This window comes from Agrobacterium sp. ES01, assembly GCF_050320885.1.
Classification (GTDB): domain Bacteria; phylum Pseudomonadota; class Alphaproteobacteria; order Rhizobiales; family Rhizobiaceae; genus Allorhizobium.
Window position 1 is genome coordinate 669143 of the sequence record NZ_JBNQTH010000003.1, and the last position, 16367, is coordinate 685509.

The window sequence follows — 16367 nt, forward strand, 5'->3', positions numbered from 1 at the left end:
GATGGCGCCGCCTTTATAGGCTGAAGACCTAGAAGCGTTGTGTCAGCGAGACTTTGAAATAGCGACCAGCTTCAGAATAGAGCTCGGTTGCGTTCGAGACGTTCTTGACCTCCAGAGCGTCGTAATAGGTCTTGTCGAAGAGGTTGTAGACGCCTGCCTGAATGCGCAACCCCTTGGTCTGCTCTGGTTCCCACCAACCCGTCAGGTTGACCACACCATAGCCGCCAGGCTTAGTGCTCGCAGTGGAATCACTCCTGACCGCAGCCGATCCGACAAGGCTCGCATCCGCGCCCCAGCTTTCGGCGTCGTAACTTACGCCAACGATGCCCTTGAACGGCGCAACTGTGTCGAGAACCTCATCAGTATCAAGATCCTCTCCATAGGCGTAAGCGAGACTGCCGTGAAGGTTGAACTTGCCGAAGCGCTTGTTCGCGCGCGCCTCCAAACCTGAGATGCGAACATTTGAGCGGTTAAAGTACTGATATGTTAGGTCGCCAGTAAAATAGGAACCGGACGTCTCGGTATCGATGAAATCTTTATAGCGCGTCGTGAAAGCTGCAATATGAGCACCAAAATCGTCATCACCCAAATTGGCACCGACCTCGAAGCCGTAGCTTGTTTCAGGGTCTAGATCCGGATTGCCGATCGATTGGTAATAGGTGCTGACATAGCCCAGATAGAGCTGCGTCACGTTGGGTGACTTGAAGCCGGTCGAGAACTGCGCATAGAGTTCGACTTCCGGCGCTACCTGCCATGCAGCGCGGAGTTTTGGCGAAAGCTGCCAATTGCTCTGCCCGTCTGGAAGGCCGCTATATCCATCAGCATTTTCGTAGCCGGCGGAAGCCTGTGGAGCAAATTTGTACCAGTCGAAGCGTAGGCCGGGCGTCAGCGAGAAACCGGTATCGGCGAATGCCACCGTGTCTTCGACATAAGCCCCGAGCTTGTAGGAATCAACGTCCGGCGCGTTGGACTGGTTGATATGATAGTTGGAGCATGCGGAAACATAGTTCTCGTCGCAACTATCGTCACCATGGGTGTATTGGTGGTTCTGTGTGAAGGCGAAGTCGAAACCAAAATTAACGCCGTGATGCAAATTGCCGGTGCTGAAATCAGAATTGCCGCCACCGGTGAAGCCATAGCTCTTCTCGGTATTTGTGGTGTCACGCTCATAGTCCCCAACGGGATCGGTCAAGCGGTAAGCATCTGTCGCGTAGTAGCGTTCGCTGCGCTGAAGATAGAGTTTGGCCCAAGCACTGTCGATCAGGCTGTCCGCTGCCACTGCATCATAATTGTAATCGAGCGATAAACGGTAGCGCTCGGCATCTTCGTCCACTTTGTAGGTACCGACTTCGTAGCGCGAGCCATTTTCACTATTGGACAGATTATCGATGTCCGCTTTCTTCTGGTAATGTTCGGCGGTAACACCAATCGTATGCCCGCCTTCCAGCTCATGGCGAAGTTTCAACATGAGATCGTACTGATTATAATCCGTGGGATCTGCTTTCGTACGGGTCGAGCCATACCCCCCGACGTCACCGCCGGTGTCTTTCTCTTGCCCATGCGTGTAGGAGCCCTGGAACAGCATGGATGTCGCGCCAATCTTTTTCGCGACGGCGACCGACCCGCCGATAGACTTGTCAGAGCTATCGTAAGTCGACTTAGCAACGCCACCCCAGTCCTTGCCCTCTGCAATCAGATCTTCTGGCTCAAGTGTTCGAAGCAGTACAGCGCCACCCAATGCGCCAGAGCCGGCCTTGCTGGAGTCTCCGCCACGCAGGATATCGACAGTCGAAAGCTGCGAGAAATCATAGGTATTCGCGCCGCCATAAGAGCTCCAGATGCCGTCCGCCAGATAGGGCACCGGAATGCCATCAATCGTTGTCAGCACGCGATCACCTTCGAGACCACGAATATTTACGCTCTGTGACGCGCCAACCCAAGAGACACCTGGCTCGATGGTGTTGCCGAGGTCATCAAGATCCCTGATATCTTTCTGTGCAATATGTTCTGCCGTCGTTTGCGTCGCAAGCGGTGTATCGCCGACCGATCCCTTCAATACGCGTTTGCCCTTGACGACAATAGTCTCGAGCTGGGTCGCGTCATCGCTGGCAGCGTCTTGGGCGGACACGAAAACAGGAATGGAAAATGCGGCCAGCGCGGTGCAAGCCAGCAGCGACGCGCGGAGTGAATTTGACATGAGACCCCCTTGACGGATCCGCGCGAAGACGCGCCGTGCACAGCGATATGCCGGCCAGGATCCGTTACGAACTGATTGAAATGTGGTGGGTTGCTTTTGGCTGCCTGCCGCTAGCCATATAAAACATGATTTTTTAAGTCAATTTAAAAATCATGATTATTAAACTCATGTTATTCTTTTCAGATCGTCTCATACGCGACGCCGGCAATCGCGGCCGCACCAGGGCTGCGGCTCACGATTTGAATCACCATATGAGGTAGTTGGCGGATGGGCTTAGAAAAGCCCCTCTATCTGACCGATATCGTTGAGAAAAATCCGCTCAGACGATGGCGAGCGTGGCAAGCCCGGCATGGTCATGATCTCGCCGGTGATTGCCACCACAAAGCCGGCACCGGCAGACAAACGGACCTCACGTACATGCACGCTATGGCCTTCCGGCGCACCGCGCAGGGTCGGATCGGTGGAGAATGAATATTGTGTCTTGGCAATACAGACCGGCAAGTCGCCATAGCCCTGCTCTTCCCAGGCCTTCAACTGGTCGCGCACCGCTTTGTCCGCTGTCACCTCGCCCGCGTGATAGATCTTGGATGCAACCGTTTCGATCTTTTCCAGAAGAGACAGATTGTCGGGATAAAGCGGCTTGAACTGTGCCTGACCGCTATCGGCCAGTTCGGCAACGCGCCGGGCAAGCTCTTCAATGCCGGCTGAACCTTCCGCCCAGTGCCGGCACAAAATGGCGTCGCAGCCCAGATGCGAGACATAGTCCTTCACCGCCTCGATTTCCGCCTCGGTATCGGAAATGAAGTGGTTGATGGCAACCACCACCGGAACGCCGAATTTGCGCACATTGGCAACATGCCGGCCCAGATTGGCGCAGCCTCGCGTCAGTGCCTCGACGTTTTCGGTGCCAAGATCCTCCTTGGCGATGCCGCCATTCATCTTCAGTGCCCGCACCGTCGCAACGATGACGGCGGCAGCCGGTTTCAGCCCGGCCTTGCGGCATTTGATGTCGAAGAATTTCTCCGCCCCCAGATCGGCCCCGAAGCCGGCTTCCGTCACGACATACTCGCCAAGCTTGAGCGCAGTTGTTGTGGCAATCACCGAATTGCAGCCATGGGCGATATTGGCAAAGGGACCGCCATGGACGAAGGCCGGATTGTTCTCCAGCGTCTGCACAAGATTCGGCTGCATGGCATCCTTCAGCAGCACCGTCATCGCGCCATCGGCCTTGATGTCGCGCGCAAAGACCGGGCTCTTGTCGCGCCGGTAACCGATGATGATATTGCCGAGCCGCTGCTCCAGATCCTTCAGATCCCGAGACAGGCACAGGATCGCCATGACCTCCGAGGCGACCGTGATGTCGAAGCCCGCTTCGCGCGGATAGCCGTTGGCCACACCGCCCAGCGAACAGACGATCTCGCGCAAGGCGCGGTCATTCATGTCCATGACCCGACGCCAGGTCACGCGGCGCGTGTCGATATTCTGCTCGTTACCCCAGTATATGTGATTGTCGATCAGGGCGGCGAGCAGGTTATGGGCCGAGGTAATGGCGTGGAAATCGCCGGTAAAGTGAAGGTTCATATCCTCCATCGGCACCACCTGCGCATGCCCACCGCCTGCAGCACCACCTTTCACGCCGAAGCAGGGGCCAAGCGAAGCCTCGCGAATGCAGATGACCGCCTTCTTGCCGATCCGGTTCAACCCGTCGCCAAGCCCGACGGTGGTCGTGGTCTTGCCCTCGCCTGCAGGCGTCGGATTGATGGCGGTCACAAGGATGAGCTTGCCGTCGGGCCGGTCTTTCAGCCCGGCAATAAACCCGGCCTCAACCTTCGCCTTGTCATGGCCATAGGGAATGAGATCCTCGGGCACCATACCAAGCTTGGCACCGATCTCCATGATCGGCTGCTTTTTTGCCGCGCGTGCGATCTCGATATCCGACTTGATCTCCGCCATAAGTGTCACCTCTCCTGCGTCCATTGGCCGTTCCGGCTTTGCGCCGGATTAGAGCCTGAACGAAGGTGGAAGGCGAGTGCTTTTCGGCCAAGTCCCCTGCCAAATTTGGCTAAATGGGCAGGAAAAGGCTGTCCATCGGGCAGCCCTCTCTTCTGTCAGAGGGACCGAACGAGCGCTCAGCCCTCGCCAAGGGCAATCAGGCTGGCATTGCCACCGGCAGCCGCAGTGTTGACGGAAATCACCTGCTCGACCGCAAAGCGCAGCAGATAGGCAGGACCGCCGGCCTTGAAGCCGGTCCCGGACAGGCCTGAGCCGCCAAACGGCTGCGTGCCGACAACAGCACCGATCATGTTACGATTGATGTAGATATTGCCGGTGTCGAGAGCATCCGTCACCATGCGTACGGTCGCCTCGATCCGGCTGTGGACGCCAAGTGTCAACCCGTATCCGGTATCACCGATCGCCGCGATCACCTTGGGCAGATCCTTGGCCTTCCAGCGCACCACATGCAGCACCGGCCCGAAGACTTCGCGCGTCAGCGCCTCGGCCTTGTCGAGCTCGATGATGTGCGGCGCAAAGAAGTTGCCGGTATTCGGCGTGGTGCCAGCGTAGCGCACCTTCTGTGTCTTGCGCATCTCGTCCACATGGGCGGTCAGCATGCCCTTCTGCTTTTCGTCGATCACCGGCCCGACATCTGTGTTCGGAAGCGATGGATCGCCAAGGTTCAACTCCATTGCCGCCCCTTCGATCATCTCCAGCATGCCATCGGCAATATCGTCCTGCAGATAGAGAATGCGCAGCGCCGAGCAGCGCTGTCCGGCAGACCGGAAGGCAGACATCACCACATCATCCGTCACCTGTTCGGCAAGCGCCGTGGCGTCGACGATCATGGCGTTGATACCGCCGGTCTCTGCAATCAGCGGAATAATCGGCCCGTCCTTGTCCGCCAGTGTGCGGTTGATCGCCTTGGCCGTTGCCGTTGAGCCGGTAAAGGCAAGACCGGCAAGCTTCGGATGCGCCGTGATGGCCGCACCGATCTCCGGACCACCCGGCAAAAGGAAGAGCACGTCTTGCGGAACGCCTGCCTGATGGAACAGCTTGACGGCTTCAAACGCAACAAGGGGTGTCTGGGGTGCCGGCTTTGCGATCACCGCATTGCCCGCGACGAGTGCGGCAGAGACCTGACCGAGGAAGATCGCCAACGGAAAATTCCAGGGCGAGATACAGGCAAAGACGCCGCGTCCGCGCCACATCAGGCGATTTGTCTCACCGGTGGGGCCGGGCATGGATTCAGGCGCCGTAAACTGGCGACGCGCCTCAGCGGCATAATAGCGGCAAAAGTCGATCGCCTCGCGGATTTCGGCAATGCCGTCATCCAAAGTCTTTCCAGCCTCTGCCGAAAGCAGCGCCAGAAAACGGTCGCGGTTTTCTTCCAGCGCATCGCCCATCTTGTCGAGGCATAGGGCGCGCTCGTCGACGGGCCGGCGCGACCATTTGGCAAAGCCCTTTGTGGCAGCCGCAAAGGCGCGATCCACATCCGCCGGTGCTGCATCGCGCACCGAGCCGACCACGCGGCTGCGGTCGGACGGCGACAGAACCGGACGCGCCTCGCCCTGGCCCGTCGCCCCCGGTGCCAATGGCGTTGCATCAACTTTGGTCGCCTTGCTGTCGACACGCACGAGCAAGGCGTCCAGAGTTTCGCGGTGGCCGAATTCCAGGCCGGAACTGTTCTTGCGCGCGCCGTAGAGGCCATCCGGCATCGGGATCTGGTTATGGCGGGCGCTCACACCCTTGCCAAGCCCGAGACGCTCTGCAGGTCGTTCCAGCAGCGAACGGATCGGCACATTCTTGTCGCCAGCAACGGCGACAAAAGAGGAGTTGGCGCCATTTTCCAGCAAGCGGCGCACCAGATAGGCCAGAAGATCGCGATAACCGCCAACCGGTGCATAGATGCGGCAGGCAATGCGTTCATTGCCCGATAGAAGATTGTCATAAAGCGCCTCGCCCATGCCATGCAGACGCTGGAATTCGAAGCCGCTGCGGTCGGCACCGGCCAGTTCCAGAATGGTCGAAACGGTGAGCGCATTATGGGTGGCAAATTGCGGGAAGATGCGCTTTCGCTTTTCCAGCATCTGCGCCGCACAACCGAGATAGGCAAGGTCTGTCGCCGGCTTGCGCGTCCACACAGGATAATCGTCCAGACCGCGCTCCTGCGCCCGCTTCACCTCGGTATCCCAATAGGCTCCCTTGACCAGCCGCACCATCATGCGGCGGTTATGGGTCTTGCAAAGAGTGTCGACGAAATCGATCACCTCAGGCGCACGCTTCTGATAGGCCTGAATGGCCAGACCGAATCCGTCCCAGCCATCCAGCGACGGATCTGCAAAGACGGCAGCGATCACATCGAGCGAAAGCTCCAGACGGTCGGCCTCCTCGGCATCCACGGTGAAGTTCAGCTGATGCGCCTTGGCCATCTGCGCGAGCTTCAACAGATCCGGTACCAGTTCGCGCATCACCCGCTCACGATGGGTGGCCAGATAACGGGGATGAAGGGCCGAAAGCTTGACGGAAATGCCCATACGGTCGGGCAATTCCTTGCCCTTGGCGTTCTTCGCCATGAAGGTGCCGATGGATTCGATCGAATCCGCATAGGACTTGAAATAGCGCTTGGCATCCGCCGCCGTGCGGGCACCCTCGCCCAGCATGTCGAAGGAGTGGCGGTAGCCCTTCTGTTCGCTCTTGGCGGCCCGCGACAGTGCTTCCTTCATGGTCTCGCCAAGCACGAAGTGATGTCCGAGGAACCGCATCGCCTGACGGGTAGCATTGCGAACCGTCGGCAGCCCAACCCGCTTCATCAGCCCACGCACCACGCCTTCCGGCGTCTCACCGGGCCGGATGACCTTGGCCGACATGCCGAGTGCCCAGGCCGAAGCCGAAACGAACCAGCTTTCGGCGCTGCTTTCGTGCTGGCTCCAGCCGCCTTCTTTCAGCTTGTCCTCGATCAGCTTGTCCTGCGTATGAGCATCCGGCACGCGCAGCAACGCTTCTGCCAGAACCATCAGCGCTAGCCCCTCGCGCGTGGACAGCCCGTATTCCCGAAGGAAATCCTCGACACCGCCGACAGAGCCGGAATCGTTCCGGATAGCCTGGATGAACTTCGTCGCGCGTCGGTCAATCGACTGCTCCTGGCTCGACGAAAGCGAAATCTGCCCCGCCACATCGCGCAACAAGCGATCATCGTCACCGCCAAATGGGGCGTCAAACTGGGAAATCTCGGTCATAGCTGATGCACTCATGGTTGCCTCCGTGGTTGATGCAGCATATAAACGAATTTGCAGATAATCTCACTAAAGATGAATACTCAAACGGTGAAAGTAACTGCAATTATTCCTGAAGGTAGTGTTTTATGAAAGAAATCGACAAGGTCGACCGCAAGATCCTCAGAGCGCTTCAAAACGATGGCCGCCTGACCAATGTCGAGCTCGCAGATCGCATCAACCTGTCGCCGACAGCGACAGCCGAGCGGGTACGCCGCCTGACCCGCGACGGTGTCATCACAGGATACATGGCAATTCTGTCACCGCAAAAGCTCGACCGCGAACTGATCGTGTTTATTGAGGTCAAACTGGACCGCACCACACCGGACGTCTTCGATGCCTTTGCCCGGGCCGTGAAACGTAGCGACGACGTGATGGAGTGCCACATGGTTGCCGGCGGCTTCGACTATCTTGTGAAAGCGCGCGTTTCGGGGATGGACGCCTACCGCAAATTTCTATCCGATGTGATTCTGGCACTTCCGGGGGTTAGGGAAACCCACACCTATGCCGTGATGGAAGAAATCAAGGACACCGGACACATTCCTGTTTGACTTGCGGTAAACACTAAACCCTGTCTTTGCGCTCCAATTGCAAGGAATGACAAAGGATATGCGCGGAGCGGATAATTCATGACAAAAAAAGACTAGCTTTTGTTGGAACATGATATATTTGTTAACGATAACATACCAATCACGGTAATTTTAGAAATCAGAAATGATCATTGCGGAGCGCCAATCGCTGTTGAACAGCGAAATTTCGGGTTGTGAAACAAAAACCCAATTCAGTGAGGTGATGCATCGCATCGCCCATGAGTTCGGCTACGCCTATTTCGCCGTGATGACTGCCCCCGGGCCGAACGACAGTCTGGCAGCGCCGCTGGTTCATTACGGCTCCGTCCCGCTGCCATTCCTACGCGAATTTGACCGCAACCACTACCTGCGTGACTGTCCTATTGGTGGCCGTGTGAAGGACAGCGTTCTGCCTCAGATGTGGCGCATCAATGACCCGAACATCGCCTATCGCTTCGATTGCTCCGACGCCATGTGCGAACTTTTCCTGCGCTTTGGCATGTCGTCCGGTGTCGTACTCAATTTCAATTCCGTCGATTCGACCCGCTTTCTGATCCGCTTCTACGGCAGTCGCCCTCTGCTTAACCAGTCTGAGCTTAACGAACTCAGCATGGTATCGCTTCACGCATTCGACGTCTTTGACCGTATGCGGCGCATAGAACTCTCCGCCCCCAACGCCTTGTCTGCCCGCGAGCTGGAAGTCGTCAGATGGACGGCTCAGGGCAAGACCTCGATCGAGATTGGGCAAATCCTCTCGCTGTCTGATCACACGATCAATGCCTATATGACAAATGCCATCAAGAAACTGGATTGTGTCAACCGCACCCAGCTCGTGGCCAAGGCGATCCGGTTGAAACTAATTAACTAACTTGTAATATAAGACTGCGAACCGGGTGCGCCAGGCGGCATGCGTGGGAAGGGCAAGCATATCGTGTGATATGCTTTGCCCATATACCGTGTCGCAGGATGCACCTGATCGCTTTACGCCACGCTAGCAGGCGACGGACATTGAGCATTTGGATGGACGGGGAGCGGTCCTCGCCCATCCTGAAGACACGAAGGTGCACAGCTTGCCAACACATTTTGACCAGCATTCAGATCCTGGCCTGCATGATGGCAACGCTGTCGGCATTTCCAATGCCGAGATTGTCGAGCTTGTTACAGCCTTTCGTTACTATGGATTTTTCCGGATCGATCTCGACAGCGGGCTCCTGTATGCCACGCCCGATGTCTTCAAAATCTTCGAGATGACCTATCACGACGGACCGCTGAACATGGTCGAGTTCGGACACAAGATCCATCCGGAGGATTTGCCGATGGTCATGGAGGCTTTCGAACGCGCAAGCGTTCATAACGAAACCTACCACAGCATATACCGTGTGCGCCGCAAAGACGGTAACCACCGCTTTGTACGCACGGTGGGAAAATACCGTGAGAAGGCTGGCACAGCAGGCGAAGTGGTCGGCGTCACCTACGAGTTTTTCGAGCGCCTGCGCACCGTGGGCTTCTCATCCGAAAAGCAATAGCGAAAAGAGGCAGTTTCCCACCCCTTCCCTGTGGGCGGCTAACGGTCGAGCACAGTCCGCAACTCCACCATGTTGGAGCGCACGCGCAGAATGTAAAAGCCCATGGTGGCCAAATGGGTGGGCATGATCCAGCCGTCTTCCGCACCATTGGAAATGATTGCCGGCTGCACTCTCAATGCAGCCTCGACCTGCTCTTCCGTCTGCATCCAGAGGCTCTGCAGATTGCGCTCGCGGATCACGTCCTGAAAGTCGGCATGCGTTGCCGCAAGAATGGCACGCAGCGCGTAGAGCTGACCGTAAGCAAACCAGAAGCGATCGTCGGCACGTGTGTCGAACCATCCGGCATTATAATCCTCCGACCGACGGCGCAGGATATCGGACGTATTGCCAAGGTCGCTCGCCGCACGGTCGAGCAATTGCATCAGATTGTCCGCTCTTGTGTCGAAGACGGATTTGCACTGCTGCAGATCGGCATTGAACTGGCGCCAGTAGCGTATCGCAGACCGGTAGGTGGCAGGTGTCGTCGAGCGAAAGCCCAATGGATGGATGCCAAAATACCAGGCCTCCTCGTCATACTGGATGCGCCCGCGCGCTTCCTGAAGATCGCTGTTGATGCCGGATGTGCCGCGGACTCGCCCCAGATTGTCGGCAAGCTCGATTGCCACGCGCCGAACCACCTGATTCACACCGCGCTGGAAAGAGGCCTTGTTGTCGAAGAAGGGCGTATTGTCCCAGTCGATCCCGAAGAAACCAAGCTTGTAGAGAAGTGTCGACGACACCCATGCATTCTGGTTGACGTTGAGATCGGTCAGATCCGCAGCGACCGTTGCAATTGCCGAGTTCTGGCACGCATTGGGTTGATCGGGCAGTTTTTCACCGGCCGCGACCGTGCGCTTGGCGAAGTCATATTTCTCCACCATCTGGGTGTCGAAACCATACCAGATCTGCGTGCGCCAGAAGAACCATCCGTATGATGCGACCAGCACCGCCAGGACCAGGATGATAGGTCCCTTGATCAGCCAGTTGCGATCCTTGTACCAGCCATGGGCGGCGAGAAACGGCCAGAGCAGCCAGGCGACAACAAGGCCGACACCCCGCCCGATCGCGCTGAAGATGCGCTGGAAAAACGCGATGATCGGATCAAGCATTCGTCTCGTCTCCTATGTCGTAAAGCTGCTTTCGGAAGCGTTTCTTGTCCTGCAGATATGTTGCCGTCAGTCGTGATACAACAAATTCGCGGTAGGTTTCGCGATATCCCTCATAAGCCTGATAGAAACCCTGTTTGTCGAAGATGAAGCGGGACACGAAGTCGGCTGGATTGAACTGGGCGATCAGCCTGTTGGTCAGCCATTGGTCCGGATGCTGCGGCGCTGCCCGGATCAGCATAAAGCGCTGCCTGGCCGAGATCTCCTCCATACGGATATTGCCGGTGCGGGCGATTGCGCGCTGCATATCCATCAAGAAGGGATAGCTTCCCTCCTCCGCCACCAGACCGGCATTGCGCTGCGCCCAGGTCTGCAACCAGATCCCATCGATCTTCGACATGTCTGTGTCTGGCTCAGAGCGCTCGGCAAGCGCCGTCAAAGCCATGTCGGCCCGATGCCTGTAAAGTCCCGAAGCTTCGACCCAACTGGCGCGGGGCAACTCGATGCGGCCGGTGCGGGCCAGAAAGTCGAAAATGCGCGACGGATCGTCAAGCCCGATATAGCTCACCTGCCACGGACGCGAGCGGCGGAAACCCGGTGCCTCGGGATCGCAGATCACCGTCGTGTTCTTCTCGTCGACGAAGATGAACACTCCGCCGAAATGGTTTGCCCAATAGGCGTCATGGCGAAAGACCAGCTTGTCCGGCACCAGTACATTCTGGCGGATATCCCCGGTCAGCTTGACCAGCTCCACCATCCGGTTGAGCATGGCATCGTCACGCCAGGCATTGTCGGAACTGCGCAGGCGATCGGCAAGCTGGCGCAACTCCGCAGCTTTGCCGAGAAGATCCTCGGCAGACAGGACCCGAAAACGCACCTCGTTGATGGACAGCAGATCCTCGAGTGTCTCCACCCGCGCGACCGAATCCTCGATCTCGCCATAGAGCGCGTCCTTGATTGTGACCGCGTTGATCGCCCGCACATTGGCGTCAAAGAACTCGTGCATCAGGCCTGCGGTATTGGAAAAACTCGTATGCACCACCGGGAGGTTTTCCTGATCCGGCGTCATGATGATGAAGCGTCGATTGACCCGGTCGGGATCGAGATAATCCTTGTCACCCAGCTCATCTGCAATCTGCGGCGAAAACCCGGTCATATCGATATCGAAGCTTTCGAGCTGCGTTCCCCGCAGTCCGAACCCGGCCAGCGCCTTGTTGTATCGTTCGATCAGATGCGGCTCGCGAATCGTCAGCAACCGCCCATAGATCAGCTCAGCTGCGAGAAGGCGGTTCATCCCTGCCACCGTCCATCGCGTTTCATCGCTTCGATCTCGGCGATGGCCTTTTCGCGCTGGCGTTCACGGCGGATAATGTCGGAGACGGCAGCATTGTCGGATTTGTCGGTGTAGCGGAATTCGCTGTCGGCGTAGCGGTTGACCTCCTGCAGGATCATGTCCATCGTGATCGGCCCGCGCAGCGCCTCGATCATCGCTTTCTTCTCGTCATAGCCTTTGTGCATGAAGGCATCAGGCGTTTCGAACCACTCGTCGGGCAGTTCCACATCCATGGCCCGCATCTTGATCGCATCGGTGATGTTCTTGATCGCACGTCCGGTAAAGCGCGGTTCCGCCAATTTGATCTCATGCAGATAGGCGCCGACATCGGCAAGGGTCCTGATCTTTCCATGCGCCGTCTCGTAGCGCTCCCAGACAGACACCAGCCCCGCCTCTTTCGGCTGGCTGTGCTGCGCATAGGAGGTGGCCACCGCACGCTTGATCTCCTGGTCGGCAAAGAGCGTATGGTCGCCCAGAGGCAGTGAGTGGTTCTTGCCGATCAGAAGCGCAAAGATGTCGATATAGTCGTGTTCGGTCTGCGGACCATCCACCAGCCAGCGCGCACCCGCCCGCTGACGCAGCGCATCGTCGACATTTTCCGGGTAGTTGGAGAACATGCCGAAACTGCAATTGCCGCGCACCACGGTCGAGGCCCCGGCAAAGCTCTCCATCAAAACGGCAGTCACTTCCTGCTGGCCGGCTGATGCCCGGTCATCGGCGCGCTTTGCCGCCACCTGATCGATATCGTCGATCGTGCCGAAGCCGATGGCGCGGGGATTGATCACATTGTTGATGAATTCCTTGGCATTCTGGCCGGATTTGCCCTGATAGGACGAAATCTGGTCGACGCCGAAATTCTCGTAATGGAAGGCATACCCTGCGACCTGGCAGTAATCGTTCAACATGCCCGCCAGCATCTGGATGAGTATGGTCTTGCCTGTTCCCGGCATGCCGTCGCCGATAAAGGTAAAGAGAAAGCCGCCAAGCTCGACAAACGGATTCATCTGTCGGTCGAAGTCGTAGGCCATCATCATCTTGGCAAGCTTGAGCGCCTGATATTTGGCAATGTGGTTGCCGACGATCTCTTCCGGCTTCTTGAAGGTCATCACCAGCGGCTTGCGCTTCATGCCGGGCGCCACATCGAAACCATCCAGGGTAAAATCGTCCTGGTCGATGCGGATATGCGTATTGTCGAAACCGGCAAGTCCGGTGAAGCGCGCCTTGCGGGAAATCAGTCCTTCCAGCGCCTCGCGGGCAAAGGCACGCGCCCGCGCGGTCAATGCCTGGTCATCCGGCGACCCGGAAATGGCTGCATCAAGTCCGGCAATCATGCTTTTCAGGGCATCCTGCGGTGTATCGAACAGGAAATCCGGCTCACGGGTGTCGTTGACCGGCTCCCCCTCGCCCGCCAGCGTCGATGCCAGATAGGCAGCAAAGGTGAAGGACGCGACATAGGCCGAGGCTGCCAGCAGCGCCTTGAACTGCTCGGCATCCGCCCCTTGAAGCGGTGCCGACCGGTTGCGCGCCTGAAGCGCTTCCAGATTGCTCTGTCGTGCGAAAACATCGCCCACCGCAAGCGCCACCTGCGCCCCGCGCCGCGCCCGATAAAGAACCGCATGGCTTTGCGGCGACATCAGCGGATCGCCGGCCTTCAGAGAGGCAATGGTCTTGACCAGTTCCACCTCACGCGTGCGGCGCACCGAACCTGTGGCCACGGGCGAGACGAAACGTCGACCGGTCCCCGCAAGCGATGGGCCCGACTGGCTGTCGCCCTGATCCAGGACGATCATGCGTGTCACCAGTCCCTGCGCCACCGCAAGATGCTTTTCGATCTCGTCTTCGTGGATTGTCGTCAGCCCCGCATTGAGTGCGTTCATCTCAGACCTCGCTCACCACATTATTTCCTGAAATCACATGCACCCGGTAATTGCCGAAGATCGACGCCGCCTCACCGGATGCGTAGAGCGCCTGATAGGCATCATGGGGTACCAATGCGTGTTTCTCGAAGGAGGACACGCCCATGCGCGCCGCCTCCAGATCGCCCGTATCGATGTGGAATTCCTCGGCCGCCGGCGTCGTCGAAAAAATCCCACGCTTTTCCGGGCGCTCTTTCTTGGAAAAGATCTCCTGCATCGTCCAGGTCAAAAGCCAGGCATTTTCAGGCTTGCGTACGCGCGTCAGGATCTCCTGAATGCGATTGCTGTTTTCGGTCACGCCCGCCGCATAAAACGGCCCCAGCACCATACGGTGCAGATGCTTGGGGTGCAGCGAGGCGAAATCCTTGTCCATATTGCTGGCAATGGTGGCCGGCGTCAGCGAATAGGCGCTGTTCTTGCCGGCAAAATCGTCGAACTGCGCCGCCAGTTCCGGATTGAGAAGCCCGCCAACGGGAAGCGGGATATCCACCGCGTCGTTCAACTTGCCGTCCCCGGTCACCAGCAGCCTGGCCACATTGGCAGCCGAATCCTCGATTCCGGCGACATAGATCATCGGCAGCGTGTTTGAGCCATCGAACGCGGCCCAGGTCACGACGTAATAAGGCCGGCGCGTCGCAGAATTGACCGTCACCCGCACAGTCTCGGGCAACACGAAGGGCGAAAAGATCTCCCCCTTGCCGATCTGTTCCAGATAGAGCCTTTCTGCCATTTGCGACTGCAATGCCTCGGGCAATTCTTTCTGGCGAAATATGAAGTCGACCATTTCGGATCGAAGCGCGCCCGCTTCCGGTATCGACGCCAACCGCTTTTCGGCAGTCCCGCGATCGTTTTCCAACTCCAGAACATTCTGGAAAACAGGGAAACCGCTTTCGGCACGGGATATGCGAAACTGCTCGGTAAAGCCGATCCGGTTTTCCCAGCACGCAAAGGAATTCTTCAATCGCTCGATGTAAGGCAGCAGCAGAGGCCCGGCACTTCCCGCACCCGGCACCCCAAGATCCGGCTTGGAGAGATAGATCGCAAGCCCGTTCAGCGCGGCTTCGACCGACTGAAAATAACGCGCGACCGGGCCATCCACGGCATTCAACATGGCGACGCCTCGACCGTGACGAAGAAGGATACCCCGCGACCGATCAACAAAGCCAAACCCATCACGGCTTCACGTAATCCGCCGCATTGTGCTTGTCCATCACCGCCTGGAAGCGCCGTGCAAAGGCATCGTCGGCGAGCTTCTTGCGGCGCTGAATGTCCTGCGACGAGCGCATATTGGTCTCATGCAGTTCAAGAAGATCGCCGATATGACGCTGGGACGCCGAGCCGATGCCGGCCATGGTCTCTTCCGCTGCCGTATCCACCTGGCTGCCCAGTGTATTGATCTTGTGAGCGACATCCTGCTGTGCGGCAGTCTTCAACGAGTCTTCGAGAGCCTTGTAGAGAACGATACGCTGCTCGGTATCGATGGTCAGCTTGTTGATCAGCGTGTTCTGCGCAGCGATCTGGTTGTTGAGTGAATCCACGAAGGTCTGGAACATCGAGGTATAGCGCTCCAGCGTCTGACTCTCGGCCAGCAATTCCTGCTCCTTGGCCTGCGCCTGGTTATATTCGGTCGCAAGCTTGGAACGTTGGCCTTCAAGCTCTGTGCGGGCCGACTGGTCCGTGGAGGCCGCAATACGGTTTTCGATGTCCATCAACATCGGGTTAAGCTCGTTGATCTTCTGCTGCGTCGCCTCAAGCTCGGCGATTGTGCCCTTGCGCCGTTCGATGACCTGCACAAGGCTTGCCTCTGAACTCTTGTAACGCTGATCCAGCACCTGACGCTGATCTTTGAGGATACCGACAATGGTGTCGGACTTCGACAAAAGCTCCTGCAGATTGCCGGCAAGCGACATGTTGCGCACGCGTTCGGTGCGCATGCGCTGGGCCTTCTGCTTGGAGAACATACCGACGAATTTTTCGTAACCGGTATAGGTTTTCATGCTCTCGAATTCGGAGCCGAAAACATTGGTTGCGTCCTCAAGGCCGATGATCAGGTCGGCAATATTCGACTCCATCACCGCCTGCTGCTTGATGACATCCTGAATGCGGGCATTCTCGATATCGAATTGAGCATCACCGATCTTGGTATCCGCCTTGGCGAACTGGTCGAGAACAACACCTGATTGTTCAAGCTTGCCGCGCATATCGGTGACAATTCCGCGGGTCTTCTCGATTTCCGCGTCGAACGACTGTAGCGATGCCATGTCCTGCCTCTCCCTCTCGTGTATGGCGAACCGTATCGTCCGCAACCGTCTGCAATGCGCTGAACTTACAGCAGCAGCCTGATTTTAAAATAGCTTTTCACAACCTCCACATAGAAATGCCATGTGACAAGAACAAGTCTGCGCCGCTCG

Annotated in this window: 11 protein-coding genes; 3 read left to right on the plus strand and 8 right to left on the minus strand. The window is 57.6% G+C overall.

Annotation, left to right across the window (positions count from 1 at the left end; translation table 11 throughout):
• Positions 1-28: 28 nt before the first annotated feature.
• The 3 genes from ACQQ2Q_RS12425 to putA form a co-directional block, all read right to left on the minus strand.
• Positions 29-2197 (minus strand): TonB-dependent hemoglobin/transferrin/lactoferrin family receptor, encoded by a 2169-nt coding sequence (locus tag ACQQ2Q_RS12425; protein ID WP_428187376.1) that lies wholly within the window; start codon positions 2195-2197, stop codon positions 29-31.
• Between the two features lie 273 nt (positions 2198-2470).
• Positions 2471-4150, minus strand: coding sequence for a formate--tetrahydrofolate ligase (locus tag ACQQ2Q_RS12430; RefSeq protein WP_428187511.1), 1680 nt, complete (start codon positions 4148-4150; stop codon positions 2471-2473).
• A gap of 176 nt (positions 4151-4326) precedes the next feature.
• Positions 4327-7446, minus strand: a complete 3120-nt coding sequence (gene putA, locus ACQQ2Q_RS12435; protein ID WP_428187377.1) for a bifunctional proline dehydrogenase/L-glutamate gamma-semialdehyde dehydrogenase PutA — start codon at positions 7444-7446, stop codon at positions 4327-4329.
• A gap of 110 nt (positions 7447-7556) precedes the next feature.
• On the opposite strand from putA, the gene ACQQ2Q_RS12440 reads away from it, so the two are divergent.
• The 3 genes from ACQQ2Q_RS12440 to ACQQ2Q_RS12450 all read left to right on the plus strand — a co-directional run bounded on the left by ACQQ2Q_RS12440 (position 7557) and on the right by ACQQ2Q_RS12450 (position 9562).
• Complete coding sequence (locus ACQQ2Q_RS12440) at positions 7557-8018, plus strand: Lrp/AsnC ligand binding domain-containing protein (RefSeq protein ID WP_428187378.1); 462 nt, start codon at positions 7557-7559, stop codon at positions 8016-8018.
• A 163-nt stretch (positions 8019-8181) separates the two neighbouring features.
• On the plus strand, positions 8182-8904 hold the full coding sequence (locus tag ACQQ2Q_RS12445; protein WP_428187379.1) for a LuxR C-terminal-related transcriptional regulator: 723 nt from the start codon (positions 8182-8184) through the stop codon (positions 8902-8904).
• 202 nt (positions 8905-9106) lie between these two features.
• Entirely contained in the window at positions 9107-9562 is a 456-nt protein-coding gene (locus tag ACQQ2Q_RS12450) for a PAS domain-containing protein (RefSeq protein WP_428187380.1), read from the plus strand.
• 38 nt (positions 9563-9600) lie between these two features.
• Here the strand turns inward: ACQQ2Q_RS12450 and ACQQ2Q_RS12455 are convergent, their stop codons facing one another.
• From ACQQ2Q_RS12455 to ACQQ2Q_RS12475, 5 genes are all read right to left on the minus strand, one after another.
• Positions 9601-10710 (minus strand): DUF2333 family protein, encoded by a 1110-nt coding sequence (locus tag ACQQ2Q_RS12455; protein ID WP_428187381.1) that lies wholly within the window; start codon positions 10708-10710, stop codon positions 9601-9603.
• The gene (locus ACQQ2Q_RS12460) at positions 10703-12001 is read right to left on the minus strand and encodes a DUF6638 family protein (protein WP_428187382.1); all 1299 of its coding nucleotides are present in this window, start codon (positions 11999-12001) and stop codon (positions 10703-10705) included. Before ACQQ2Q_RS12460 ends, ACQQ2Q_RS12455 begins: the two co-directional genes overlap by 8 nt.
• A complete protein-coding gene (locus ACQQ2Q_RS12465) occupies positions 11998-13917 on the minus strand; it encodes an AAA family ATPase (RefSeq protein ID WP_428187383.1) in 1920 nt (639 codons plus the stop codon). The genes ACQQ2Q_RS12460 and ACQQ2Q_RS12465 overlap by 4 nt, the downstream gene beginning before the upstream one ends.
• A gap of 1 nt (position 13918) precedes the next feature.
• Complete coding sequence (locus tag ACQQ2Q_RS12470) at positions 13919-15067, minus strand: hypothetical protein (protein ID WP_428187384.1); 1149 nt, start codon at positions 15065-15067, stop codon at positions 13919-13921.
• A 61-nt stretch (positions 15068-15128) separates the two neighbouring features.
• A complete protein-coding gene (locus tag ACQQ2Q_RS12475) occupies positions 15129-16217 on the minus strand; it encodes a hypothetical protein (RefSeq protein WP_428187385.1) in 1089 nt (362 codons plus the stop codon).
• Positions 16218-16367: the final 150 nt, after the last annotated feature.

Excerpts from the sequence above, each read along its gene's own strand:
- ACQQ2Q_RS12425 (WP_428187376.1), bottom strand. The coding sequence starts at position 2,197 with ATGTCAAATTCACTCCGCGCGTCGCTGCTGGCTTGCACCGCGCTGGCC.
- ACQQ2Q_RS12430 (WP_428187511.1), bottom strand. The coding sequence starts at position 4,150 with ATGGCGGAGATCAAGTCGGATATCGAGATCGCACGCGCGGCAAAAAAG.
- putA (WP_428187377.1), bottom strand. The coding sequence starts at position 7,446 with ATGAGTGCATCAGCTATGACCGAGATTTCCCAGTTTGACGCCCCATTT.
- ACQQ2Q_RS12440 (WP_428187378.1), top strand. The coding sequence starts at position 7,557 with ATGAAAGAAATCGACAAGGTCGACCGCAAGATCCTCAGAGCGCTTCAA.
- ACQQ2Q_RS12445 (WP_428187379.1), top strand. The coding sequence starts at position 8,182 with ATGATCATTGCGGAGCGCCAATCGCTGTTGAACAGCGAAATTTCGGGT.
- ACQQ2Q_RS12455 (WP_428187381.1), bottom strand. The coding sequence starts at position 10,710 with ATGCTTGATCCGATCATCGCGTTTTTCCAGCGCATCTTCAGCGCGATC.
- ACQQ2Q_RS12460 (WP_428187382.1), bottom strand. The coding sequence starts at position 12,001 with ATGAACCGCCTTCTCGCAGCTGAGCTGATCTATGGGCGGTTGCTGACG.
- ACQQ2Q_RS12465 (WP_428187383.1), bottom strand. The coding sequence starts at position 13,917 with ATGAACGCACTCAATGCGGGGCTGACGACAATCCACGAAGACGAGATC.
- ACQQ2Q_RS12470 (WP_428187384.1), bottom strand. The coding sequence starts at position 15,067 with ATGTTGAATGCCGTGGATGGCCCGGTCGCGCGTTATTTTCAGTCGGTC.
- ACQQ2Q_RS12475 (WP_428187385.1), bottom strand. The coding sequence starts at position 16,217 with ATGGCATCGCTACAGTCGTTCGACGCGGAAATCGAGAAGACCCGCGGA.